General features: G+C 45.9%; 15 protein-coding genes. 5 read left to right on the forward strand and 10 right to left on the reverse strand.

What is annotated here, in order from left to right:
• The first annotated feature begins 4 nt into the window (after positions 1–4).
• The 3 genes from AC1RNB_RS03430 (at position 5) to AC1RNB_RS03440 (ending at position 3,966) form a co-directional block, all read left to right on the forward strand.
• Positions 5–880 carry an alpha/beta hydrolase gene (locus tag AC1RNB_RS03430; RefSeq protein WP_493080726.1) on the forward strand — a complete coding sequence of 292 codons (876 nt, stop codon included), beginning with the start codon at positions 5–7 and terminating at the stop codon, positions 878–880.
• A gap of 89 nt (positions 881–969) precedes the next feature.
• Positions 970–1,425: a hypothetical protein gene (locus AC1RNB_RS03435; protein WP_493080727.1), complete on the forward strand. Its 456-nt coding sequence runs from the start codon at positions 970–972 to the stop codon at positions 1,423–1,425.
• A 129-nt stretch (positions 1,426–1,554) separates the two neighbouring features.
• Complete coding sequence (locus AC1RNB_RS03440; RefSeq protein WP_493080728.1) at positions 1,555–3,966, forward strand: zinc-dependent metalloprotease; 2,412 nt, start codon at positions 1,555–1,557, stop codon at positions 3,964–3,966.
• A 192-nt stretch (positions 3,967–4,158) separates the two neighbouring features.
• Here the strand turns inward: AC1RNB_RS03440 and AC1RNB_RS03445 are convergent, their stop codons facing one another.
• The 3 genes from AC1RNB_RS03445 to AC1RNB_RS03455 all read right to left on the reverse strand — a co-directional run bounded on the left by AC1RNB_RS03445 (position 4,159) and on the right by AC1RNB_RS03455 (position 8,093).
• Positions 4,159–4,692 (reverse strand): hypothetical protein, encoded by a 534-nt coding sequence (locus AC1RNB_RS03445; protein ID WP_493080730.1) that lies wholly within the window; start codon positions 4,690–4,692, stop codon positions 4,159–4,161.
• Between the two features lie 124 nt (positions 4,693–4,816).
• Entirely contained in the window at positions 4,817–6,442 is a 1,626-nt protein-coding gene (locus tag AC1RNB_RS03450) for a pyruvate dehydrogenase complex dihydrolipoamide acetyltransferase (RefSeq protein WP_493080732.1), read from the reverse strand.
• Between the two features lie 196 nt (positions 6,443–6,638).
• Positions 6,639–8,093, reverse strand: a complete 1,455-nt coding sequence (locus tag AC1RNB_RS03455; protein ID WP_493080734.1) for an NADP-dependent isocitrate dehydrogenase — start codon at positions 8,091–8,093, stop codon at positions 6,639–6,641.
• 182 nt (positions 8,094–8,275) lie between these two features.
• Here AC1RNB_RS03455 and apaG point away from each other — a divergent pair, with 182 nt between their 5' ends.
• Positions 8,276–8,662: a Co2+/Mg2+ efflux protein ApaG gene (gene apaG, locus AC1RNB_RS03460; RefSeq protein WP_493080735.1), complete on the forward strand. Its 387-nt coding sequence runs from the start codon at positions 8,276–8,278 to the stop codon at positions 8,660–8,662.
• Here the strand turns inward: apaG and AC1RNB_RS03465 are convergent.
• The 3 genes from AC1RNB_RS03465 to AC1RNB_RS03475 form a co-directional block, all read right to left on the reverse strand.
• Complete coding sequence (locus tag AC1RNB_RS03465; protein ID WP_493080737.1) at positions 8,659–10,386, reverse strand: hypothetical protein; 1,728 nt, start codon at positions 10,384–10,386, stop codon at positions 8,659–8,661. The genes apaG and AC1RNB_RS03465 overlap by 4 nt on opposite strands.
• 6 nt (positions 10,387–10,392) lie before the next feature.
• On the reverse strand, positions 10,393–11,397 hold the full coding sequence (gldB, locus tag AC1RNB_RS03470; RefSeq protein ID WP_493080738.1) for a gliding motility lipoprotein GldB: 1,005 nt from the start codon (positions 11,395–11,397) through the stop codon (positions 10,393–10,395).
• A gap of 80 nt (positions 11,398–11,477) precedes the next feature.
• Positions 11,478–13,076: a hypothetical protein gene (locus tag AC1RNB_RS03475; protein ID WP_493080739.1), complete on the reverse strand. Its 1,599-nt coding sequence runs from the start codon at positions 13,074–13,076 to the stop codon at positions 11,478–11,480.
• Between the two features lie 62 nt (positions 13,077–13,138).
• Here AC1RNB_RS03475 and AC1RNB_RS03480 point away from each other — a divergent pair, with 62 nt between their 5' ends.
• Complete coding sequence (locus tag AC1RNB_RS03480) at positions 13,139–14,821, forward strand: NAD+ synthase (RefSeq protein WP_493080741.1); 1,683 nt, start codon at positions 13,139–13,141, stop codon at positions 14,819–14,821.
• Positions 14,822–14,937: 116 nt separating this feature from the next.
• On the opposite strand, the gene AC1RNB_RS03485 is transcribed toward AC1RNB_RS03480, so the two are convergent.
• The 4 genes from AC1RNB_RS03485 to AC1RNB_RS03500 all read right to left on the reverse strand — a co-directional run bounded on the left by AC1RNB_RS03485 (position 14,938) and on the right by AC1RNB_RS03500 (position 23,997).
• Complete coding sequence (locus AC1RNB_RS03485; RefSeq protein WP_493080742.1) at positions 14,938–18,258, reverse strand: VCBS repeat-containing protein; 3,321 nt, start codon at positions 18,256–18,258, stop codon at positions 14,938–14,940.
• A 74-nt stretch (positions 18,259–18,332) separates the two neighbouring features.
• Positions 18,333–19,139, reverse strand: a complete 807-nt coding sequence (locus AC1RNB_RS03490) for a LamG-like jellyroll fold domain-containing protein (protein WP_493080744.1) — start codon at positions 19,137–19,139, stop codon at positions 18,333–18,335.
• Positions 19,140–19,177: 38 nt separating this feature from the next.
• The gene (locus AC1RNB_RS03495) at positions 19,178–20,689 is read right to left on the reverse strand and encodes a RagB/SusD family nutrient uptake outer membrane protein (RefSeq protein WP_493080746.1); all 1,512 of its coding nucleotides are present in this window, start codon (positions 20,687–20,689) and stop codon (positions 19,178–19,180) included.
• A gap of 20 nt (positions 20,690–20,709) precedes the next feature.
• A complete protein-coding gene (locus tag AC1RNB_RS03500) occupies positions 20,710–23,997 on the reverse strand; it encodes a TonB-dependent receptor (RefSeq protein ID WP_493080748.1) in 3,288 nt (1,095 codons plus the stop codon).
• Positions 23,998–24,192 lie beyond the last annotated feature (195 nt).

The raw sequence follows: 24,192 nt of genomic DNA on the forward strand, positions 1-24,192 counted from the left end.
CAGCATGTCCAAACTATGCATCGCCCTATTGCTTATGTGCGCCCATTTATCTGCCCAATCGCAGCAACGAATTTTCCTCTACCCGTCTGCCGCTGAAGTAACTATCAAAGGATTCGATACCACCGCCCCTTATCTGGATTATTATCCCGCTAAAAATACCAGTAGCGGCAGAACAGCGGTATTGATCTGTCCGGGAGGTGGTTACCAGAACCTTGCCTGGGAGAAAGAAGGCACTTTGCCTGCCCGTTTTTTCAACGAGAATGGGATAGATGCTTTTGTGTTAAAATACCGCCTCAACAATCCCAAACAGGAAGGACACCGTTACCCCGACCAATACAACGACGTTACCACTGCCATGCGCATTATCCGTTCCAGGGCAGCTGATTGGGGTATCGATGCTGCCAAAACCGGTGTGATGGGTTTTTCGGCCGGCGGTCACCTTGCCTCCATGGCCACAACCATTCACCAACAGGGAGATCCCGCTGCTGCCGATCCTTTGTTGCGCTTTGATACCCGGCCTTCTTTTGCCATCCTGGTATATCCTGTTATCAGCATGGATACCGCTTTTGGCCACCGCGGCAGCCGTAATAACCTGCTGGGACTTACACCTGATACGGCACTGGTAACCGCATTATCAACAGAGAAAAGGGTAAATGCAGCCACACCCCCCGTTTTCCTGGTACATGCAGATGATGATAAAGGCGTGCCTCCACAGAACAGTATTGTATTTTACGAAGCCCTGAAAAAACATACAATAAAAGCATCGATGTTCATTTACGACCATGGCGGACATGGGTTCGGGATGGCACCGAAAGATCCTTTGCTGAGTCAATGGCCCACGCAAGTGGTGCAATGGCTGCAAAGGCAGGGGTTCCGCTAAAATTTATCTTATCAGGAATGATGCGTTTTACAGAAATATTTTTTTAACTTCCCTGTCTCATCATTAACAAAACACAAATCCATACCATCATGGCAAAAGCAAGTAAAAAAAAGGCCGTTAAGAAACCCGCCAAAAAAACCGCCCCTAAAAAAGCAGTGAAAAAAGCAGCGAAGAAAGTTGCTCCCAAAAAAGCAGCCAAAAAAGCACCCGCTAAGAAAAAAGCAGCTGCCAAAAAAACTGTGAAAAAAGCAGCCAAGAAAGCGCCTGCTAAAAAGGCACCTGCCAAGAAAAAAGCAGCTGTGAAAAAAGCAGTAAAAAAAGCCGCTGCTAAAAAAACAGCCAAGAAAGCTGCCCCGAAAAAAGTAGCCAAAAAAGCACCAGCCAAAAAAGCGCCCGCCAAAAAAACGGCACCCAAGAAAAAACCAGTTGCTAAAAAACCAGTGCCTGCACCGGTTGCTGCACCCGTAGTAGCGCCCGCACCTGTAGAAACGCCTGCTGCACCTGCAACAGAAACACCTTCTTCAGACGGTACCCTGTTTGGATAAATTCATCCACAGACAAAAAACTGAACTCCCGTTATTTCCTGACGGGAGTTTTTTATTTCACCGGCATTCCGGTTGGTTTTTCAAATATCTTTATCACAAAGCTTCCTTACCTCATCAAACTATTTTACGATGCGCTCTTTTTTACTCGCACTGGTTTGTATCTGCAGTATCGCTGCCACTGCACAAACCCCTTCTAAGATTGCCGAGAAAACAAAAAACATGAAACGTTACGATGGTTATTTCACTTTCTGGTGGGATGCCGGTAGCGGTAAGATCTGGTTACTGGTGGATAAGTTCAACCAGGAATTCCTGTACGTGAACTCATTACCCGGTGGATTGGGCTCCAACGATATCGGCCTTGACCGTGGATTGATCGGCGGCACCAAAATTGTTGCCTTTCATAAAGTAGGCAAAAAACTCCTGCTGGTACAACCCAATTACAACTACCGCGCCGGCGCTGCTGATAAAAATGAACAACGTGCCGTAAAAGAATCCTTCGCACAGTCTACTATTGCTGCTTTTACAGTGGATGAAGAAGAAGGAGATAAAGTACTGGTAGATGCCACTGCCTTTTTTGTACGCGATGCCCAGAATGTGGCCGACCGTATCCGGCTCATGCGCCAGGGAACCTATACTTTCAGCGAGCCACGCTCCGCCATCTACATCGCCAATACCCGGAACTTCCCGCTCAACAGTGAATTTGAAGCCACTATTACTTTCACCGGTGGCAGCGATGCGGGCCGTTATGTAACTACGGTTACCCCTTCGGCAGAAGCGATCACGGTAAGAATGCACCATTCTTTTGTGCAGTTACCCGACAACAAATACAAACCCCGCCGCTACGATATCCGCAGTGGTTATTTCGGTATCTCTTATTTTGATTACAGCAGTCCGTTCACCGATAATATCGAACAGCAATTCATCTCCCGCCACCGGCTGGAGAAAAAAGATCCAACAGCAGCCGTAAGCGAACCCGTAAAACCGATCGTTTACTATTTAGACAACGGTACCCCGGAACCCATCCGTTCTGCTTTGCTCGATGGTGCCCGCTGGTGGAACCAGGCCTATGAAGCTGCCGGTTTTAAAAATGCCTTCATCGTAAAAGTATTGCCCGATACTGCCGATGCGATGGATATCCGGTACAATATGATCAACTGGGTACACCGCTCTACCCGCGGCTGGAGTTATGGCGCCACCGTTACTGATCCCCGTACCGGTGAGATCATCAAAGGACAGGTATCACTCGGCTCACTGCGGGTACGGCAGGACTATCTCATTTTTACCGGACTACTCTCACCCTATGAAACCGGCAAACCCGTTCCCGAAACCATGAAAGAAGCTGCTCTGCAGCGTTTGCGTCAGTTATCGGCACACGAGATCGGCCATACACTGGGTTTACAGCATAACTATGCTTCCAGTTTTAACAACCGCGCGTCGGTGATGGATTACCCGCATCCGAATGTGGTGTTGAACAGCAAGGGAGAGATCGATTTCAGCCAGGTGTATACGAATGAGATCGGCGAGTGGGACAAACGTGCCATCACTTACGGATACGCAGATTTTGCACCCGGTACAGATGAGAACAAGGCGCTGAATACTTTGCTGGAAGAAAATACACAGAAAGGCCTGCTCTTTATTGCCGATGCGGATGCCCGTGCTGCCAGTGGTTTTCATCCCAAAGCACATTTATGGGACAATGGCAATGATGCTGTAACAGAACTGAAAAATGTATTACAGGTCCGGCAGAAAGCCCTCACTCAATTCTCCGAACAGGCCATACGGATGAATACGCCTTTAACCCGCCTGGAAGATGTGCTGGTGCCCGTATACAACTACCACCGCTACCAGCTCGAAGCCATCTGTAAACTGATTGGTGGTATGAATTACAGCTACAGTGTTCGCGGCGATCAACAACCTACCCCGCAGATCCTGTCCAAAGCCACCCAGGAAAAAGCTTTACAGGCGGCAGTAGACTGTTTATCTCCCGATTTGCTGACCATGCCCGATAAAATCATGCAGTTGATTCCTCCACGTCCGCCCATGTTGTACAATGTAGGCGAACTGTTTGCAAAAAGAACGGGAATGAGTTTTGACCCCGTAGCGGCTGCAGAAGCACTGACCGATTTTGAACTGGCTTTTCTTTTCAACGCAGAAAGGGCCAACCGGCTGGTTCAATTCAAAGCGCAGGCTGGCACACCGGGCTGGGATGATGTGCTGGATGCCATCATAACCAAAACATGGAAAGCACCTTTGCAGAAAGGATTAAAAGGAGAAATTCAGTTACAAACCCAACAAATGGTACTAACCTGGATACTCGGATTAAGCCAGAGCAGCAGTGCAACCTACCAGGTAAAAGCCATCTGTTACGACCGGCTACAATCGCTGAAACAGTATGCAACACAAATGAAAAATACTTCCGGACTGAAAGCGCATTACAGCTACGCTGTGGAGCGTATCAGTAATCCGAAAGATATTGTATTGCCGCAACCCAAAGAGATCGCTCCAGGCGCACCGATTGGTTGTGATTTTGATGATAACTGATGATCGTGAGTGGTGAGTAGTGAGTGGGAAGAGAGGGTGAATGGTCAATAGTCAGTGAATGGGCTCATTGCCAATTGACCATTGCCCATTCACAATTGCCTACTCACCACTCACAACTGATAATTCACTGCTGACCTTCAATAGAAAAGCCCTTCTTCATAGAAAGGCTTTTCTATTATAAATAACTGCTTACTATTTCTTCGAGGGATAATGTCTCATTGCTTCAGACAAAGCAACAATTTTTCCATTTACCATTTTAAAGTCATTGATCATGGCTACAGAATCTGTTTTGCCTGTGTTATCCGTCATGATCTGTTTGTACCATAAAGTAACATACTCGTCTTTTTTATCTTTGGAGATCACCGATTCAAAATCTTCCATCTTAATAGTCATGGCCTGGTTTTGTTTCCAGAAACCTTCGAACATCACTTTGAGGCTGTCTTTGGGATACTTGGCATCAATGTAATCTGCTTTCCAGGCTACGGTATCTGCAAAATAGCCCAGGCTTTCGTCCAGGTTTTTATTTTCAAATGCTTTCAAGGATTTCAAAGCCAGCGCCACATTTTCTGAACTACCAATATCCCAGTTGTCTGGTTTTTCGATAGTATAGGCATAAGCGGTTTTCGCAGCAGCACCGGAATCTGTGGCACCGGTTTTATCGGTAGCGTTGTTACAGCCAGTGCTGATGAATACCAGCAGGCAAAGAGCAAGCAATGTTGTTTTCATGAGAGGTTGTTTTGGTTGCAAAAAATGCAGTATCAAACAAAATACTCTTTATAACCGGTAAATGCAATAAAAAAGCTTCTGCGGTAAGGCAGAAGCTTTAGTCAATACAATATATTCAATATCATTAAACCAACATACGCAACGGCTCTTCCAGCAGACTTTTCAGTGTTTGCAGGAAGGCGGCTCCGGTTGCACCATCCACCGAACGGTGATCGCAGCTCATGGTCACTTTCATGATATTGCCCGGCACTACCTGTCCGTTCTTCACCACCGGCACCTGTGAAATTCCGCCAACGGCAAGAATACAGGAATCTGGTGGGTTGATGATGGCCGTGAACTGGTCAATACCAAACATACCCAGGTTAGAAATGGTGAACGTACTTCCCTCCCAATCGGCTGGCTGTAATTTTTTATCTTTTGCTTTCTGTGCGAAGGTTTTTACTTCGGCACCGATCTGGCTCAGTGATTTGGTATCGGCAAAACGTACCACCGGAACCAGCAATCCATCTTCTACCGCTACCGCCACACCGATGTTGATATGATGATTGTAACGGATCTTATCGCCCAGCCAGCTGCTGTTTACTTTCGGATGTTGTTTCAGCGCCAATGCCGTTGCTTTCAGCACCATATCATTAAAGCTCACTTTAACAGGAGCCACTTCATTGATCCTGGTACGGGCCGCTACGGCAGCATCCATATCAATGCTCATGGTGAGGTAAAAATGCGGCGCCGTGAACAGGCTTTCACTCAAACGACGGGCAATGGTTTTGCGCATCTGCGATACCGGCACTTCCTCAAAACTTTCTACCCCGGCAGGAGCAGCAGTTGTAACAGCAGCGGCCTTAGCTGCAGAAGCCGGAGCGGCATTGGCTGCAGCAGGTGTATACGCATCTACATCTGTTTTGGTAATTCTTCCGTTATCGCCACTGCCTTTTACATAGCGCAGATCGATCCCTTTTTCAGAAGCCACTTTTTTAGCGAGTGGTGAGGCAAAAATTCTTCCATCATTCACAACGGCCGGAGCGGCGGCTGCAGGGGCCGGTACTGCCTGAGCGACTGGCGCCGGGGCTGCTGTTGCGGCGGCAGGAGCAGCTGCACCACCCGCTTTTACAGCTGTTACAATCGCATTCACATCCAGACCGGGTTGGCCAATGATGCAGAGCAGATCGTTCACCAGTATTTTCTCACCGGCCTTGGCTCCCTGGTATAATAAAATACCATCCTTATAACTTTCCAGTTCCATGGTGGCTTTATCGGTTTCGATATCAGCCAGCACTTCCCCTTTTTTAACAGTATCTCCTACATTTTTCTGCCAGCCAGCGATAACTCCTTCTGTCATGGTATCACTCAAACGTGGCATCAACACTACTTCTTCCATGGCAGAAACATCCAATGTAGTTGCAGCAGTGGCAGAAGCAGCGGCGGGTGTTTCTGTTTTGGCTGCAGCAGCAGGAGCTGCAGCTGTAGGGGCTCCACCGGCATGTTGGGCCAGTAAAGCAGAAATATCTTCCCCGGCTTTACCAAAAATGGCTAACAGATCATTCACTTGTAACTTACCACCGGTAGGTGTGCCAATATGTAACAAAACACCATCCTGGTAGCTTTCCAGCTCCATGGTGGCTTTATCTGTTTCTACTTCTGCCAACAGGTCGCCCTTCTTCACCGTATCTCCAATATTTTTATGCCAGGCGGCAATAACACCTTCGGTCATGGTGTCGCTCAGGCGGGGCATTAAGATCGCTTCAGCCATAGTTCGATTGCTCTTTTAAAATGAGCCGTGAAATTACCAAAAAAAGGACTACGAAGGGCAGGATTAAAAAAACTAGGACCAACCACCGGTAAAACCGGTTAAACTGCTTTAAAAATAGCAGCTACGGAGCCTTGCGGACATAAAAAAGGGATTGACAGCTGTTCCCCGTCAATCCCCAACTTCATTTTCCAGTGGATTATTGCCCCTGAGCCAGACTGTAGGCTTTTTTATCGCCCCACATATTCAGCAATTCGGTTGAACATATTTTGAAATCCTGCATCAATCGTTTGTACAGCTCCAGGATATCTACCTGTGTTACCGGCACATCGGCCAGGCTCTCAAAACGGCAGGCATATTGGTTTACCAGGTTGGTATACGAAGAACCCTTGGGCCATACCTGTGTGCCCCTGTTACTGATGGTTACCAGTTTAAACAGATCGGCGGTATGGTTCAGACATTTTTCGGCTACGGCTAAGGGTTGCAGGTTGCTTTCTATGAACATATCCACCCCAATAATCACTTCCTCGCGCAGCTCTTCACTCTCCAGCATCGGGTTTTTGGTGAGTTTGAACTGGGTAGGTGTAGGCGGTTGGTTGGCAATAGCCGGTTTGGGATTATGGGCGGGCAGTTTGCCAAAATTGCCAATGATGGCATCGGCAAATTCGGTGGTGCTTAATGATTTGGTGGACCGATCTCCAAAATCACCCGTATGTACACCACTTTCCAGGGTATATAACAGGGCGTTTTCCATCATAATGGCAGCTTCCATCAAACCCAGGTGGTGTAACATACCAAATCCACTCAGCAAGAGGGCCGTGGGGTTGGCAATATTCTTACCGGCAATATCCGGTGCCGTTCCGTGTACCGCTTCAAAAATAGAAATATGGTCGCCGATATTGGCCGAAGGGGCAAAACCCAGGCCGCCTACCAGTCCGGCACAAAGATCACTTACAATATCTCCCTGCAGGTTGGTGAGCACCACCACATCAAACAGATCGGGGCGACTAACGAGTTTCATACAGAGATCATCTACAATCACATCATCGGCTTTTAATTCCGGGTATTCTTTGGCTACTTCATAAAACACTTCGAGAAACAGGCCATCGGTCAGTTTCATGATATTGGCCTTGTGACCACAGGTAATCCGGCGGGCACCTTTTTTCTTGGCCATTTCAAAAGCGTATTTGATCACCTGCAAACTACCGGGCCGGGTAATAAAGCGACGGCTGAGGGCCACATCGTGGGTAAGCAGGTGCTCAACACCACCATATGTATCTTCAATATTCTCTCTCACAATCGTGATATCAATCGGGATCCCGGCTTTGCTGAACACCGTATCTACCCCGTGCAGGGTCTGAAAAGTTCTTTTATTGGCATAGGTATTCCATGTTTTACGGGCGGTTACATTTACGCTTTTCACACCCTTCCCCTTGGGGGTTTCCATTGGACCTTTGAAGAGGATGCCGAGCGATTCGATGGTTTGCTGTGCCTCGGGAGTCATTCCGTTACTGTAGCCCTTGTCAAACACCCATTTACCCATATCTACAAATTCATATTCGAGGGGTAGTTTGGCGGCTTTGAAAACAGACAATACAGCGTCCATGATCTCCGGACCGATCCCATCTCCATTGGCAACAGCGATTTTAGTCATAACTCGTTTTTTTCGTGCTGCAAAATTACGGTCAAACGCTACACGAACGTGTTAAATCAGGAGGAATTTCATAGCTGAACCATTTGCCTGGAAACCCGGAAGGTTCTCCCTACCGTTACTGTAATTTTAGCAGAGAATCTTACCCTCAATTCCTTATTTTTACTGAAAGCAATCCATCCCCCATGATCTCCAAAATTTCAGAAGGTGTTGAAATAACCGTAGAGACCTTTTACCAGGCCGATTACAGCAATCCGCTGAATGGGGAATTTATGTTTGCCTACCGCATCACCATCGAAAACCACAACCCTTTTACCATTAAACTGCTGCGCAGACAATGGTATATTTTCGACAGCAATGGCGAACACCGGGAAGTAGAAGGAGAAGGCGTTGTGGGTGTACAGCCCGTATTAAAACCCGGCGAAAATTACCAGTACGTAAGTGGCTGTAACCTCCGTACCGAAATGGGTAAAATGCATGGTACTTACCAAATGGAGAACGAGAACAGCAAACAATTGTTCTCGGTAAATATTCCTTCTTTTGATATGATCGTACCCACGAAAATGAATTAATCTTTTTCTTTTATTTCTATTGTTGCTATGCCCGCTTCTGCGGTAGTTGTTTGGCGGTAAAAACTAAGGTATTTTCCTGCTTTTACTCTGAAAGGTTTACTGAAGAGATGTTCTTTGGTTACCTGCGGAGAAAGACTACTGATCAGGCTTCCCGCAGCGCCGATCCTAATAAATGAAACATCCTTGGAATTCTTCTGTACCGGATCAGGAGAAATAGGAGCTATTTCTGCAGACTGGTTTTTATGAATAAACGAAAGCCTGCCATTTTCTGCCATGGGATAATCCCATAACCAGGGCTGGTAACTGGCCGTATTGATGGGGAAATCAGCGGGCAAAATCCGGAACCACATACTGTCCTGCCTGGCATCGAGTGAGAAAAAAGCAAATTTCTGGGGCTTTACCCATCTGATTTTCAGATCTACCGGGGGTAGCCCCGCTATACCCGGTCTGCCGGCCTGGGGATTTTGTACAATCTGTTGCGGCGGTGCTGATAGAAACTGGTTGCCTCCGGGCTGAAGACTATACACTTCACGCATATTGCTGACGGATGTGGCTGTAGTGGAACGGGTGATAACGCGGCTTGGATACAAACCCTGTACACGGGATTCAAATGTGCCTTCCTTACCGGGCCTCATCCATTTGGCGATGTCTGTATTGGTAGCGTCTTCCCGTTCATTATCTTTTACAAGCATGTAATTGGGAACATCCAGGATCCAGGTACTCAGAAATACCTGTCCATCTTCTTCAATGATGTCTTTCAGTTTTACAAAATCCATTACATCGTTTTTCCTGCGCACATGTTGCATCTGTTGCTGCAACTCGTTACGCTGCTCCTTCGTTAGCGGGAAAATTTTTTGCGTAACAGGCAGCTTGCGTTCATACGGCAGGCCAATGGCAGCCAGGCCTTCTTTGATTTTGGTAGCCCCGTTATAGTAAAACCCGGCGAGTTGCACCTGTTCCGCAGCAGGATTATCAAAAAAGATCAGATCGTAAAACTTTACTTTATCAAAGCGGTAGGTTTCTGTTACAAAATTTTCGCTGCCATAAGGAATGGTATATACCTGAATACCGGCAGATAACCGGTAATTGGTGAGTTTATCATATATCACCAGATGCAGATTTCCTTTGGGATCCAGCAGCACCTGAGTGAGGCGTTGCATATTAGCATCATACGCAAATGACTGGTCAATTTTTTTGACCCGCTGCAGACTACTGTCGTATAAAATTCCTTTGATCACTAACTGTTGCGGACCGGCAAAAAAAGTATAAAAAAAACTATAGCGGTTCTTTTTGTCCGAGGCCATCTGCTGAAATACATGTTTGCTGCCCGGTGCTGTTTCCATTCTTTCTGTACTATATACCTCTCCCTCTTCCTTTACCTGCCACAAACGGATGCTGGCAGAATCACCTGACCGCTGTTGCCAGATAAAATGCACCTCATTGCCTTTGGTAAAGGCATTTGCTTCGTAAACCGCTGCCGGAAGCATATGTGTTTTGATCGGCCGCAGATTCGTATCCATAAAATACAGAACGGAACTATCAGCAGAAACAATATCGATGATGGCAAAACCCTTATTTGTTTTACCAATACATACCGGACTACGGAAAGAGATACCGGGAATAGACTGATAAGTAACGGTTAGCTGTTGTGCAAAGCCGTATCCTGCAAAAAACAGGAGTAAAAAAAAGACTAATAGTAACGGCTTGCGGCTAACAGTATGCATGCTGGATTATTTAGGTTTATACTTTGACTCCGTAAAGATTTTATTTGCCGGGGTTTTCATCAGTGCGTCCAGCGACAGGTTTTTATTTTTTTCCATCCACTTAACCACAATTTGCATGCCAACAAACTGACCAATATTACCCGGAGATCCTTCTCCCAACGCCTGTGTATTCGGCCCATCATTCAGGTAATCCCTCGCCATATTCGGATCGGTGCTGTAAAGCAGATCGTTTACCACAAAAAGGCTCCAGATATTTTTCTCACTCACATAACAGTCCTTCAGCTGTTGCGCCGTGTAGCCGGTTTTCAGTGTATCGGCCAGTTCCGGCAGCAATTGATCCAGCAGGTACTGGCGTTTGCCCGCTTCCACCATTTGTTCTACCAGCGGTTGTCCTGCGCTGTTACCGGGGTACATATCATCAATGATATTCTTCATGCAGTTCACAGGGATATAGGCCGGCTCAAACCTTCTCGAAACAAACAGTGGATACATTTGCTGCCCCTGTGCGCTCAGGTACAGCGGGTAATCCTTACCCATATACACCTGTAATCCTACAGCCAGTGCATTGGGGGTGATGATATTGCCGTAACTGTTCAGCGGACCAATAAAAGTGATCAGCCTTTCCGGTGTTTTGTATTGCGGAAAATAATACCGCACAAACTGCAATCCTCTTTTGACCTGTTTTTCGATCGTAGCAAAATCTTTGAGTTTTTCCTGCGAAGCCTGGTACAGGGAGCGGTAACTCCGGATAAAGAGTCTGGTATCGTTTACGGCACTATCCGGTGAGGCACCCAGGATATTGAACAAAAAATCCTGGGCAAAGCCGGGATGCAGTTGGTTTAACCGCTGCAGCGAAACATTTACCTGTAAAGTGTCGATCGAAAAAAAAGCCTGTTCAAATCTTTCTGTTTTCAGGTTAATTTTAATACCTGACACATCCGGTATGGACTTTTTGGAAGTACACGCCACCAGTAAAATGATCAACCCGATGATCCCGCATTTTTGCATCATATAATTCCTGTTAGGGCAACAAATGTAATGGCCTGCTGCAAACAAACCCTACGCTTTGCCTATATACTGTGTTAAAGAAGTTATTCCGGGGTATGCACCAGCAACAAACCTGCTTCCGCTGTTTCAGTGTTCTGAAAAAGAGAGGCATACTGACCCGGTGCGATCAGCTGCAGGGGCGAAAAGCGCAGCTGTTTGGATGGAAATTTCCGTACAGTCTGTTCCCCTTTCGTGATAGTGATCAAAACCGGATATGGCTCTTCCTGCTCGTCGGCCTGGTATAATAAAAACTGTATTTCCTGGTATCCATTGCTTCCCAGCAACTGGCCTTTTAAAGATTCATCCGCTATATTAAAAATATCCAGCGGGCGGGCCGCATACCAGGCAAAACCCTGTTCTTTCGCAAGTTTGATAAAAATCAGTTTGGGCGCATTTCTTCCTGTTGCTTTGGAGGCAAGTGCCGAAAGCCTGGGTGGCAAACCTCCCCCCATCGGTGCTGCATTGGCAAATCTATCCGACACGGAATTGAGCCGCATCCTGGGTGCCGTAGCAGTAGACGAAGCAGCAGACACCACAATATCCGAAGCCCTTGCTGCAGCCAGGGTATTTCCCAATGCTCTCACAGAGGGATCATCTTCCGGCCTGAACTTTTGCACCGGCGATGGTATGCCGGCTGCCAGCTTCAATACCGCCACACTACCGTTATCGGTGTACAATATATCCTGCAACTGCAGATTGGCCTGTATGGTTTCGTATGTAGCTGAAAATCCTTTCCTGAAATTCCGGATCATCTCTTTGTGAAAAGGAATAAACCTCGGCACCAGTTCATTTTTTCTACCCGTAGGAAAAGCAATGCTGTAAATACCTTTGTTGTTTTTAGACATCCCATCTACATACAAACCCTCTGCCTGTAAACAGTTACACTCATTGTTCTGAAATACCCGAAAATTTTTCAGTTTCACTTTTTCAAACGTAAAGGTTTCACTAACGATCTGTTCTTCATCCAGTGAAATACTGTTTATTGCCAGATCCGACGACATCCGGTAATTGGTATATTTATCATACACCATCACATGCGTGTTTCCCTCGTTATCCAGAAAAGTTTCCGGTTCTGCATCCTGTTCTACATTACGGTGGAAACTATAGAGCAGCTGTTTGCGCTGTTTCCAATCTGCATCCAGCAGTACCCCCCTGATCAGGGATGAATCGGTGGTTTTTCTGATCAGCTGGTAAAATAACAGGAATTGCCGGTTACTGCTGATCAGCAACCGCGGCGGCATTTTTACACCGGGCAAAACCATTTCCTGTTGACGGATCAGTTTCCCTTTTATATCCAGCTCCAGCAAATGTGCGTTTATTTGATCCTGGTTATGCGAGGTAGAGATAAAACTAATGGAGTTTTCTCCCGTTTGCACCTCCACTACGGGTTTGGGGAAGTCGAAATCGTGAATCGCACCCGAACGGGTAACCGTATCATAAATATATACCCGCAGGCCCGGCGCCTTTTCGGGACTTATCAGAAAAAAATGACTGCCCAGTTTACCGGCCAGCTGCATTTGCCATACCCCCGGCTCCTTTACAGGAAAGAATTGAAACTGATGCGTTTGTGAGAACAGGCGCGAGCCCGTGAGCAGACAAAAAAACCATAACAGGATCTTTCCGGTAATTGTAAAGCGGTACATGCAGGTCAGGTTTTGTAATCTGAAAAATCAGAAACTATCCAAAAGTTACGGAACTTTACAGGATGAAGGTATTTTTAGCACAGCAGAATTATCATATCGGGAATTTCGAAAGCAATACGGCCAAGATCATCGAAGCCATCAGAATGGCCAAGGCCCAGGGTGGCGACCTGATCCTGTTCAGCGAAATGTGTGTGAGCGGTTATCCGGCCAGGGACTTTGTAGAGTTCGATGATTTTATCAATAAATGTTATGCCGCTGTTGACCAGATCAGGCAGGAAGCCGATACCATTGGCGTGCTGATTGGCAGTCCGGCGCGGAATACCCAGCAGAAAGGAAAAAGCCTTTTCAATGCCGCTTTCTTTCTCTACGAAAAAGAGATCAAGGCCGAGATTCACAAAACCTTGTTGCCTACGTATGATGTGTTTGATGAGTACCGTTATTTTGAACCGGCTTTCGACTGGCAGGTAGTTCCTTTCAAAGGCAAAAAATTAGCCATCACCATTTGTGAAGATATCTGGAACCTGGGCGATAATCCTTTGTACAGGATCTGCCCCATGGATAAACTGATGGAGCAGCAGCCCGATCTGATGCTGAACATCAGCGCATCTCCGTTTGATTATACCCATGATGAAGACCGCAAATCAGTGATCAAGGCCAATGTACTCAAGTACAAGTTGCCGATGTTTTACTGCAATGCCATTGGCAGCCAGACAGAAGTAGTATTTGATGGTGCTTCGCTGATCTTTGATAAAGATGCCAATCTCTGCAAAGCCTTCCCCATGTTTGCAGAAGCGGTGGAAGCCGTAACGTTAAACGATGATGGCACCATCGATGCCCCCATACTGGAGCCCGCCAGCCGTGTACCCGATAAAGAACTGAACCCCGCCACACTGGAACCCGAACTGAATATTGCACAGGTATATGATGCCCTGCTGCTCGGCATCCGCGACTATTTTGGCAAAATGGGTTTTACCAAAGCCATTCTCGGTTCTTCGGGCGGGATTGATTCGGCCGTAACACTGGCCATTGCCTGCGATGCGTTAGGGAAAGAAAATGTACGCGCCATTTTAATGCCCTCTCCTTATTCAACTGAACATTCGGTAGACGATGCCGTTCAGCTGAGCAAAAACCTGGGTAACCCTTACGATATCATCCGCATCAATGATGTGTATGAAGCTTTTCTGCATACACTGAAACCGGTTTTTGGTGAGCTGCCTTTTTCGCTGGCCGAAGAAAATATACAAAGCCGCAGCAGGGGCAACCTGTTAATGGGTATCTCCAATAAATTCGGTTACATCTTACTCAACACTTCCAACAAAAGCGAACTGGCCACGGGTTATGGTACGCTGTACGGCGATATGGCCGGCGGATTGGGTGTACTGGGCGATTGCTATAAATTACAAGTGTATGCACTGGCCCGTTATATCAATCGTAACAGAGAAATCATTCCGGAAAATATTATTACCAAAGCGCCCAGTGCCGAGTTAAGACCCAACCAGAAAGACAGCGACAGTTTACCCGATTATGCCCTGCTCGACCAGATCCTTTACCAATACATCGAAAAACGGATCGGTCCGGCAGAGATCAAGGCGCAGGGATTTGATGCGGCGCTGGTAGACCGCACCCTGAAAATGGTGAACACCAACGAATACAAACGAAACCAGTTCTGCCCCATCATCCGCGTATCGCCCAAAGCATTTGGTGTGGGAAGGAGGGTGCCGATTGTTGGGAAATATCTATCGTAAAATGCAGGTAACACTCCTTTACAAGGCCTCTTTCTCAATTCTGCAAAGAGCCCCTACCGGGAGAATCTTAGTGTAAGAAAACTGAACTGATTTTTTCAGTCAGGTCTACCGATTTCTTACCGGGCAGGTTTACTGTTCCTGAAAAAAAGTAGTGGTGCATCATTTCTGGCGATAACAAGTATTTTACTGCCACCAGCACTTTTCAGCCACTGTGTGTTTCTTACCTCTCCTGTTACTTCCGGTAAGGAAAATCCTGGCTTGAATCCACCTGAAGCTATATCGAATAACATAACCGCAGGATTCATTGCGTCATATCTCCCCTCATAGGGAATCACGCCAAACATGTTTCCTGCAGTCAGAAAACCATGTGTGGGACGCTCCCGATCTAAAGGCAGAAAACTGAAAAGCGGGGCTGTCTGCATTTCTCTGGGTAATGTCTTTACCGTAAATCCTCCTTTCCCGTCATTGAGGAAACAGGTAGATGCCAGCGTTTCTGCTTTCAGCATAATAAAATCCCTGAACAGGTCATCAAACATAAAGTCTACCGTTTTGCCAGCCACTTCGCTATACGTTACATATGCCTTTTTCAAAAGCGGTAAAGGCCTTTCCAGTTCATCCTTTGCCAGAAAAGTGTAATCTTTTCCATCCACAGAATAGGTCATAATCTGTTCCAGTGTTCCGTTGCGATCAAAGTCTTTGACAAACAGTTTCAGCGCACCATTTTTTCCTGCGTGTAATTTGGAGTTATAGCCCCAGTTACCCGCCAGAATATCGGTATACCCATCTCCATTCACATCTTCCGTAAACACGGTTTGCCATAAGCCGGTAGATCCGGGAAGAGCTGATGCTTTGAATATTCCTTTCTCGTTTATAAAAACCTGTATGGGTGTCCACTCTCCTGCTATTACCAGGTCAGGCCAGCCATCCCGGTTCAGGTCCGTAAATGAAGCAGATAGGATCATACCTGTTTTATCCAGTGCGATCTGTTCAGCAGCTGCTCTGGCAAATACCCCCTTCCCGTCATTCAATAACAAATAAGAAGGTTGTGCTACTCCGTAATGAGAAGCATCTGCCATGCCTCCGATGAAAAGATCATTGTCGCCATCTTTATCTATATCCGCTGCTGCAACACAGGTTTTGTTAACCAGTAGTTGTGGTAAAGCTTTTTCCGCTTCTGAAAAATGGCCTTTCCCGTCGTTCAGAAAAAGATGATCGGCCAGATCAGGATTTCCATCATCTGCTTCATTACCACCACTCACCACATAGAGATCAGGTTGCTTATCTCCATTGGCATCAAAAAATAAAGCGGCAACTCCTTCCGTATTTTTATACCGGCTGAACAATGCTGTATCGGATGCCTGAAATTTTCCGTCAGTGGTCTGAAGCAACAATGTTCCGGGCTGGCCTTTACCACCGCTGGCATAGATGTCGTCCAGTCCATCTGCATTTACATCGGCAACCGCCATGGCAGGACCGCGTGTAGACATTTCGTGGGGGATCAGGTATTGTTTGTTAAAATCAATGAAATCATTCTCCTTATGTTTCCAGTTTAACCCGATTTCCCGTGTTATATCCTTTAATACCGCGGGTTGGGTGGGGAAAAATTTGCTGTAATCAAACTGGCCGGCAGCAGTTGACTGTTTCATCAATACATGGTTACCGGGTACAACATTCCGCATGATTTCGTACCGTTGGTCGGGCCATACCACCAGCATGCTATCGATAATATTGGCTCCTCCCAACCCGAATGATAAAACAGGAGGAACCGAAGACGCGAAACCCCTCGTTAACATCAACTGCTGGTACTGCATGCCTGTTTTCTGGAACAGATATACTTTACAACCTATCCCGAAAGTGTTTTGCCCCTCCCCTTTAAAAGAAATGGAGAGCTGATTCTGCTGAGGGGCATTGTTCTTCAGTATCACTGCTTTACTGTCTATACAGTTCATCACCATATCCAGGTCGCCATCATTATCAAGATCTGCATAAGAAGCACCTGTAAAGTATCCCTTCATTCCTACAGTGCCCCAGTGTTTGCTAACATCAGAGAATCCCTTTTCCAGATCACCTTTAAAGAAAAAAGGGTGAGAAGCCCCATCCGGCATTTTATCAATGGCTTCCTGGTCATAGATATCGGTATTATCTGCTGCGTGTTTCACATAGAGTGAGGAAACAAACCGTACATAATCCAGGTCAACAGGTCTTTTCACTATTCCACTGGAAACAAAAAGATCTTTTACACCATCATTATCAAAATCTGCAAACAAGGGTGCCCAACTCCAGTCGGTAGCATACACATTATTCATCATACCCACTTCACTGAAGCTGACTCCGCTGCCGTTATTATGCTGCAGGCTGTTATGTGAGAATTGGTGTTGGTAACCATTTTGTTCGATTTTTACTTTGTATATATCAAGATTCTCGTCACTGCCATAAGTCTTTAGTACTTTTTCATCGTAGGGAAGCATATCTACAGTGATCACATCCGGCTGACCGTCGTTATCATAATCGGCCACATCGTTACCCATACTGAACCGGCTGTAGTGCCTGAAATGAGCCGCACCACTTTCTGTAAAACTGCCGTTACCGTTATTGATATAATAATAATCGTTCTCATGAAAATCATTACCGATATAGATATCTTCCCAGCCGTCATTATTGAGATCACTGGTATTAATACCCAGCCCGTATCCCTGGCTGCTTTGAAAAATTCCTGCGGCCGCCGATACATCGGTAAACTTTCCGGTAGTGGTTATATCATTCCGTAATAACCGGTCGCCGGCATCTTTGCTGTAGATGCGGCGGGCACTGGTATCTGCAATATTCTGATGAGGTTTTTGCGAATGATTGAGAATGTAACAGTCAAGATCTCCATCATGGTCATAATCGAAAAAAGCGGCCTGTGTGGCAAAACTGGCATTATCCAGCCCATATTCCGCCGCAGCTTCTTTAAATGTACCATCTCCTTTATTGATGAACAATTCATTCCTTCCCTGTAATCCACGGATACCATTTACTGCTGAAACGTAAATATCCAGAAACCCATCTGCATTTACATCCGCCATGGTAGCGCCGGTGCACCAGTCTGAACTGCCGGCCACCCCGGCTTTTTCCGTGATATCTTCAAATTCAAAACTGCCACCATCTGCCGTATTCTTTCCTTTATTAAGATATAGTTTATTAATGCCTTTGTTATTCCCCGTGAAATAAACATCTATGTATCCGTCGTTATTGATATCGCCTGTTGCCACACCACCTCCGTTGTAATAGTAGAGATAGTAAAGGATATTGAAAGTGTCTTTCCGCAGAGGAGTATTCCTGAAATCAATATTGCTTTTAGAAGCAGGCACTATTTCAAAAAGTCGCTCCTGCCGTTTGCAGGAAAATAGAAGAACGGATAAACAGATGGCCAGAACAAATACGGGGTAACTACGCATAAAAAATCAATAAGGTAAAAAGGGGTGTACATCTGCTGATGATACACCCCCTGATCAAAACAACCAATTGCCAATTACAATTTACTATTATACAAAGCGGTAACTTCTGCTGCAGTCAGTGTTTTGCCATATAACCTGAACTGGTCCAGTGTACCGGAATAGGATTTGATCCAGTCATCGGTAGGACCTGCGGCATTGGCATGTTTGTTCCAGCCGCCCACAATCCACTGACTTGCTTTCGAAAAATCTACTGCGCCACGGGCTGCACCGTTATTCTTTACATCCGTTTGCGTAGCCGTTAATCCTGTTACAACAACCCCATCAAAATAATAAGTCATTTTAGAAGTGGCCTGATCATATGCGTATACGATATGGTGCCAGTTACCATCGAAAACCGGCTTCTGGAAATCACCTTCCAGCCACTGGTCCATCAGCCCCAGTTTCATCGTGGCTTTGGTAGCTGTCTGGTTTTCCATCAGCAGAAATAAAGCACTGTTATGCCATCCGTAAGATGGATCAACCAGCGAAAACAGGAATTCTGTTCTGCCTGCCTGAGCCGTATTTTTGATCCAGAAAGAAACAGAGAAACTGGTAACATTTTTGAAATCATTGGCCGAAGGATATACGATCGCTTTCCCGTCAACCGCTTTCACTGCTTTTCCGGTAACACCTGCAACGAATGAATAAGGGTTATCCGTTGCAAAATTGGCGCGGATACTATCTACATCGCTGCCATCATACGCCGTATAAAATTTCAGCGGACCACCCGGGGGATTGGCATCTTTGAGATAATTACTTAATGCTGGTTTGTCCATTTTCTGACAACCGGTTACCGCCAGTGTTGCCAGCACAGCAAACAATAAATATGATATATTTTTCATTTTGTCTGATTTGAATTTAAAGATGTTGGAACGATTGATTATGGCCACTCAGGATTCTGTACCAATATGCCCCCCGCAAAATCAATGGCAGGTTGCGGAATCGGATAGTACCTGTGTTTATTCTGATAACCCTGTCCACCCAATACAGCCTGTGCCAGTCCCCATCTTACCAGGTCATAAAACCGTTCTCCTTCCATCGCCAGTTCAAACCTTCTTTCATTCTGAATGGCGGTGCGCATCTGCGCCTTATCAACAAAAGCGATCGGAGGCAATACCCCGGCAGCTCCTTTTCTGGCCCTGGCTCTGATCTGCTCCAGGTAATTGGCAGCCAGTGCAGCATTGGCGGCACCTCCTACTTCGTTGGCCGCTTCTGCTGCCATCAGTAATACATCCGCATAACGGATTTCGCGCTGATTGATCCATCCTGCCTGGCGTGTGCCTGTTACTACCTGCATGGCAGGATCCGGATATACTTTCTTGTTCCAGTATTTACGTGGGATACCGGGGAAACTTGGTAACACTTTTCCATATACACCATCGGCTTGTCCGGAGAACAGCACTGTTGCATTTTTTCTTGGGTCATTGGCATCAAAAGCTGTTACCAGTTCTTCTGTTGGGGTATTCCATCCCCAACCCAGGTCCCATTCACCGGCTCCGCGAACACCCTGTGCCACCGCATATGGAGAACCATAGTTGTCGGCACCATTGGCTCCGATATGTGCCTGGATCTCCCAAACAGATTCTGAACTGTTCTCACCGGCATCTGTAAATATTTTAGCGTAATCAGACTGCAAAGAATACAAACCTGAATTAATCACTTGTTGGGTAAGTGCTAAAGCACCGGCCCAATTTTGCCTGTACAACATGCTTTTGGCATGCAGGCTCCTGGCTGCACCATTGGTTAAACGGCCAATGTTTTTAGCAGGCCATGTGGCAGGCAGGTTAGCAATTGCATAGGTAAGGTCTGCATCTATCAGCGCATAAATCTCCGCTACAGAGGCTTTGGGTTTTTTACCATCTGCCGGGTTGTATACACGGAAATCAATTTTGGGAACTTCTCCAAATGCCCTTACCAGATCGAAGTAAGCAAACGCACGAAAGAACCTGGCTTCTGCAATATTTACCATAGAAGATGCGTCTGTTAACTTGAGCGAATCGGCCAGCTGTAACGCTGTATTTGCCTGGCCAATGAGCACATAGTGGTGATCCCAGTAAGTGTTGGATGACCAGTGGTCTTTCACATACTTGAACTCATCGTAGATAACACCCCAGTCGGCACCATCAGATGGACTGCTTCCTTTTTCAGAGTCATCAGAACGGAAGTTGTTCATCGCCAGCCAGGGAATTCCTCCAAAACCCTGGCCTGCTACGTCGCCATTACGGATGGCTCCATACAAACCATAGATCTGGCCTTCCAGGCCACCCTGGTTCAGATCGTCCAGTGTAGCTGAAAGCGGTTTCCTATCAAGGAATTTTGAACAGCCGGGTACGATCGCCGCCAACAACACTGCGAACAAAACGCCGGTTACTATTTTTTTCAAATTATTCATGGTATAATCTTTTAAGTTTTTTAGAAGGTTACATTGATACCACCGGTAAATACAAGCGGAACCGGTCCATTACCATTGTCAATACCAAATGAGGTGGCTGTTCCGCCAAACTCAGGTGTATAACCGGAATTGCGTTTGAAAGTTTTCAGGTTCTGAACATTGGCAAAAATGCGAATGTTTTTGATGTATACTTTCTTCAGCAATTCGGGATTAAAATTATAACCCAGCTGAATATTTCTGATCCTGAAATAACTTCCATCTTCAATACCATAGGTAGAAGGAAGACGGTTGATGGTATGGTTCGCTCCTAAGATCGGATCCCAGTTAGAGGTACCTTCTCCTGTCCAGCGGTTCATTTTAAATGCAGGATAGTTGAACGTGGTGAACGGCAGTTCTGAACTACCCCAGTAGCGGTAGATCTCGTTGCCATACACTCCATTAAAATCCATGCCAAAATCAAAACCCTTGTAGCTGGCCTGTAATGATATACCATACATAAAGTCTGGTGTAGGATTACCGATCATGGTTCTGTCTTTTGTATCAATTACATTATCACCATTGATGTCTTTATATTTGAAATCACCGGGACCATAATCATAACCGATCACTTTGGGTGAAGCCAGTTTATCGGCATAAGACTGATAAAGACCTTCTACTACATAACCATAGAAATAACCGATAGGATAACCGGCTTCTGTTTGGTTAGGACGTTCTTCGCTGGCTGGTAAACGGTTGCCGCCCAAGTCGCCCACTTTGTTGCTGAATGTAGTGATGTTGGCATTTACAGAGAATGACCAGTCTTTGGTAAGTTTCTGGTTCCATCCCGCAGATAACTCAAAACCTTTGTTTCTGAGATCGCCTACGTTATCCAGCCTGTAACGGCCAGAACCGGTTGGAACGATGGTCATGATATCTCTGGTGGTTTTATCATAGTATGCAGCTTCTGCATGCAGGCGGTTGTTCAGAGCGTAGAATTCGAAACCTATTTCCTTGGCATTTACTGTTTCCCAGGTCAGATCGCGTTGTGGTTCATACGACAGTGAATAAGCAGGCACGATGTTATTGCCGAATACCGCTGTATTTCCAGACTGTAAGGCAGGATAAAACGGATAATCATATCCGTAGGTATTCTGCACACCCAGGATACCCCAAGATGCTTTCAGTTTGAAGAAGTTGAATAACTCCTGTTTTGCCATAAACTTCTCTTTGGTCAGTTCCCATGCGGCACCTACAGAATAGAAGTTTTTGTAACGGTTGAACGGAGAGATCTGCGAAGATCCGTCACGACGGAATGAACCGTTCAGCAGGTATTTTCCTTTATAGTTATACAATACACGGAACAGGCTTGAAACGGTTGCTCTCTCCCACTGTGCAGAAGAAGATCGTTTGGTGGTAGGATCCCCAAAGCCATTATCGATATACCAGAAACGTTTGTCGTTAGGAATTGCATCACCGGTTACACGCTGGCTAACACTTCCAAACAATCCGTTGTAACTGTTGAAATAAGTAGTGAAACCGGCAATAGCCGTCAGACCATGGTCTCCAAAACTCTTCCTGAAAGTAAGGATATGATCCTGCTGGAATTTTTTCCAGCTGCCCTGGCCCTGGCTTACAGAAGTGGTTCTGTTATTAGGCTCTATAAATACAGACCCCGAAGCACCCACAGTTGGGTTAAATACATTGATTATTGGACTGTATCTTCTTTCACTCAGGTTAGAAACATCAGCAAAGAATGTAGAACGCAGGGTAAAGTTGCGCAGAAAATTAATTTCTGCATATACACTTCCTACCGTACGGAATTCGGTACGGATTTCTTTATCCCACTTGTTCTCCAGGTTCATCAGCGGGTTACCGATCTGTGCCGCCTGAATAGCCAACTGCGTATATACTCCATTGGCTGCGTTAAATGGTTCTGTAATCGGTAATACGCGACGTGCATCATACAAGAGCCCGTCAGCCTGGCTGAATGGTAATTTCTGGCGGAAAGCATTCAGGTTAAACCCGAATTTGATACCCTTGCTTACACGCAGTTCATCGTTTACATTAATGATGATCTTATCCAGTTTCTCATGTTTTACCACACCTTCGTCAGTGAGGTAACCTAAACCCATATAAAACCTGTTCTTTTCAGTACTGGAGGTAAGACTGATATTGTTACTGTTAAACAGGGCCGTACGTGTCATGGCTTTTACCCAGTCTGTATTGCCTGTCCATTTGCTGTAATCAAAACGCTGTGCAACAGGAACACCGATATTGGTCTGCTCTTCATCAAACAGCAGTTTAAAACCGGCGGCATCAACCATGGCAATTTTATCAACCAGTTGTTTGGTACCAAAACTGCTGTTGAAGTTTACGATTAGCTGCCCGGCTTTTGCCTTTTTGGTAGTAAGTGAAATCACACCCGAAGCACCACGTACCCCGAAGATAGCCAGTGAAGAAGGATCTTTTAAAACCTCTATCGATTCGATATCGTTGGGATTGATATAATCAATGTTATCATTAAAAATACCATCTACCACATACAGTGGTTTTACCGCACCGATACTTACCGTACCGCGGATACGGATATCCGGTTCGGCACCAGGTGTGCCCGATGGAACTACAGACAGACCGGCCACTTTACCCTGGAGGGAAGATACCGGGTTAACGTTAGGTTTATCGGCGATATCCTTACCATCTATTTTTACGATAGAACCGGTAAGGTCTCTTTTACTGGCAGTACCATAACCAATCACCACTACTTCGTTCAGGTTATTGGCAATGGATTGTAAAGTAAGGTTGATCTCAGTTTTTCCGTTTACAGATACTTCCTGCGTAACATAACCGATGGCAGAAACCACTAATATGGCATCATTGGCAACGGTTAATGTAAAACGACCATCAGCATCGGCCGCGGTTCCGTTTTTACTGCCTTTTACCACAACACTGGCTCCCGCCAGCGGGGTACCATCGGCACCTGTTACCCTTCCGGATACTTTAACCGGAGGTGGCGCAGGTTTACCAGAAGCTGTTTGAGAATTTAACACAACAAGGTCATTTCCAAGTAGTTGGTAATTAATACCGGTTCCCTCCAATAACTTAACCATTGTTTCGGCTAAACTGGCATTGGTTAGCTGAAGTGAAATTTTACCTGCATTTTTTAGGGTTTCCTGGTTATACAGAAACCGGAACTGGCTCTTCTTCTCAATCTGCTTCAGTGCATCTTTCAGAAAAGACGACTGCAGGGTAAGGGTAATTTTGGTTTGAGAAAACCCGTTACCATACACGTGCATGCTAACAAACAAAAGAAGAGCAATCGTTAGTTTCATAATTCTAAAAATTATTGGTGAAACGGGATTTCTTCGTGGTTTCAGAAGTCTTTTTTGTACATTCATCTTGAAAAATTAAGGGTTTAGTGTAATGGCGGTATCCTAAGCGGAATCGCTGATTACGGCTTTACTATCTGAGATTTTTCCATCTTACAGGGGGGTCAGGTGTGAGAGCCACCCCCCTAACTTTTTATC

The sequence above is a fragment of the Sediminibacterium sp. GW821-FHT12F12 genome, assembly GCF_058806635.1.

What these genes read in the sequence shown, in the direction of transcription:
- AC1RNB_RS03430 (WP_493080726.1), top strand. Translation starts at nt 5, where the DNA reads ATGTCCAAACTATGCATCGCCCTATTGCTTATGTGCGCCCATTTATCT.
- AC1RNB_RS03435 (WP_493080727.1), top strand. Translation starts at nt 970, where the DNA reads ATGGCAAAAGCAAGTAAAAAAAAGGCCGTTAAGAAACCCGCCAAAAAA.
- AC1RNB_RS03440 (WP_493080728.1), top strand. Translation starts at nt 1,555, where the DNA reads ATGCGCTCTTTTTTACTCGCACTGGTTTGTATCTGCAGTATCGCTGCC.
- AC1RNB_RS03445 (WP_493080730.1), bottom strand. Translation starts at nt 4,692, where the DNA reads ATGAAAACAACATTGCTTGCTCTTTGCCTGCTGGTATTCATCAGCACT.
- AC1RNB_RS03450 (WP_493080732.1), bottom strand. Translation starts at nt 6,442, where the DNA reads ATGGCTGAAGCGATCTTAATGCCCCGCCTGAGCGACACCATGACCGAA.
- AC1RNB_RS03455 (WP_493080734.1), bottom strand. Translation starts at nt 8,093, where the DNA reads ATGACTAAAATCGCTGTTGCCAATGGAGATGGGATCGGTCCGGAGATC.
- apaG (WP_493080735.1), top strand. Translation starts at nt 8,276, where the DNA reads ATGATCTCCAAAATTTCAGAAGGTGTTGAAATAACCGTAGAGACCTTT.
- AC1RNB_RS03465 (WP_493080737.1), bottom strand. Translation starts at nt 10,386, where the DNA reads ATGCATACTGTTAGCCGCAAGCCGTTACTATTAGTCTTTTTTTTACTC.
- gldB (WP_493080738.1), bottom strand. Translation starts at nt 11,397, where the DNA reads ATGATGCAAAAATGCGGGATCATCGGGTTGATCATTTTACTGGTGGCG.
- AC1RNB_RS03475 (WP_493080739.1), bottom strand. Translation starts at nt 13,076, where the DNA reads ATGTACCGCTTTACAATTACCGGAAAGATCCTGTTATGGTTTTTTTGT.
- AC1RNB_RS03480 (WP_493080741.1), top strand. Translation starts at nt 13,139, where the DNA reads ATGAAGGTATTTTTAGCACAGCAGAATTATCATATCGGGAATTTCGAA.
- AC1RNB_RS03485 (WP_493080742.1), bottom strand. Translation starts at nt 18,258, where the DNA reads ATGCGTAGTTACCCCGTATTTGTTCTGGCCATCTGTTTATCCGTTCTT.
- AC1RNB_RS03490 (WP_493080744.1), bottom strand. Translation starts at nt 19,139, where the DNA reads ATGAAAAATATATCATATTTATTGTTTGCTGTGCTGGCAACACTGGCG.
- AC1RNB_RS03495 (WP_493080746.1), bottom strand. Translation starts at nt 20,689, where the DNA reads ATGAATAATTTGAAAAAAATAGTAACCGGCGTTTTGTTCGCAGTGTTG.
- AC1RNB_RS03500 (WP_493080748.1), bottom strand. Translation starts at nt 23,997, where the DNA reads ATGAAACTAACGATTGCTCTTCTTTTGTTTGTTAGCATGCACGTGTAT.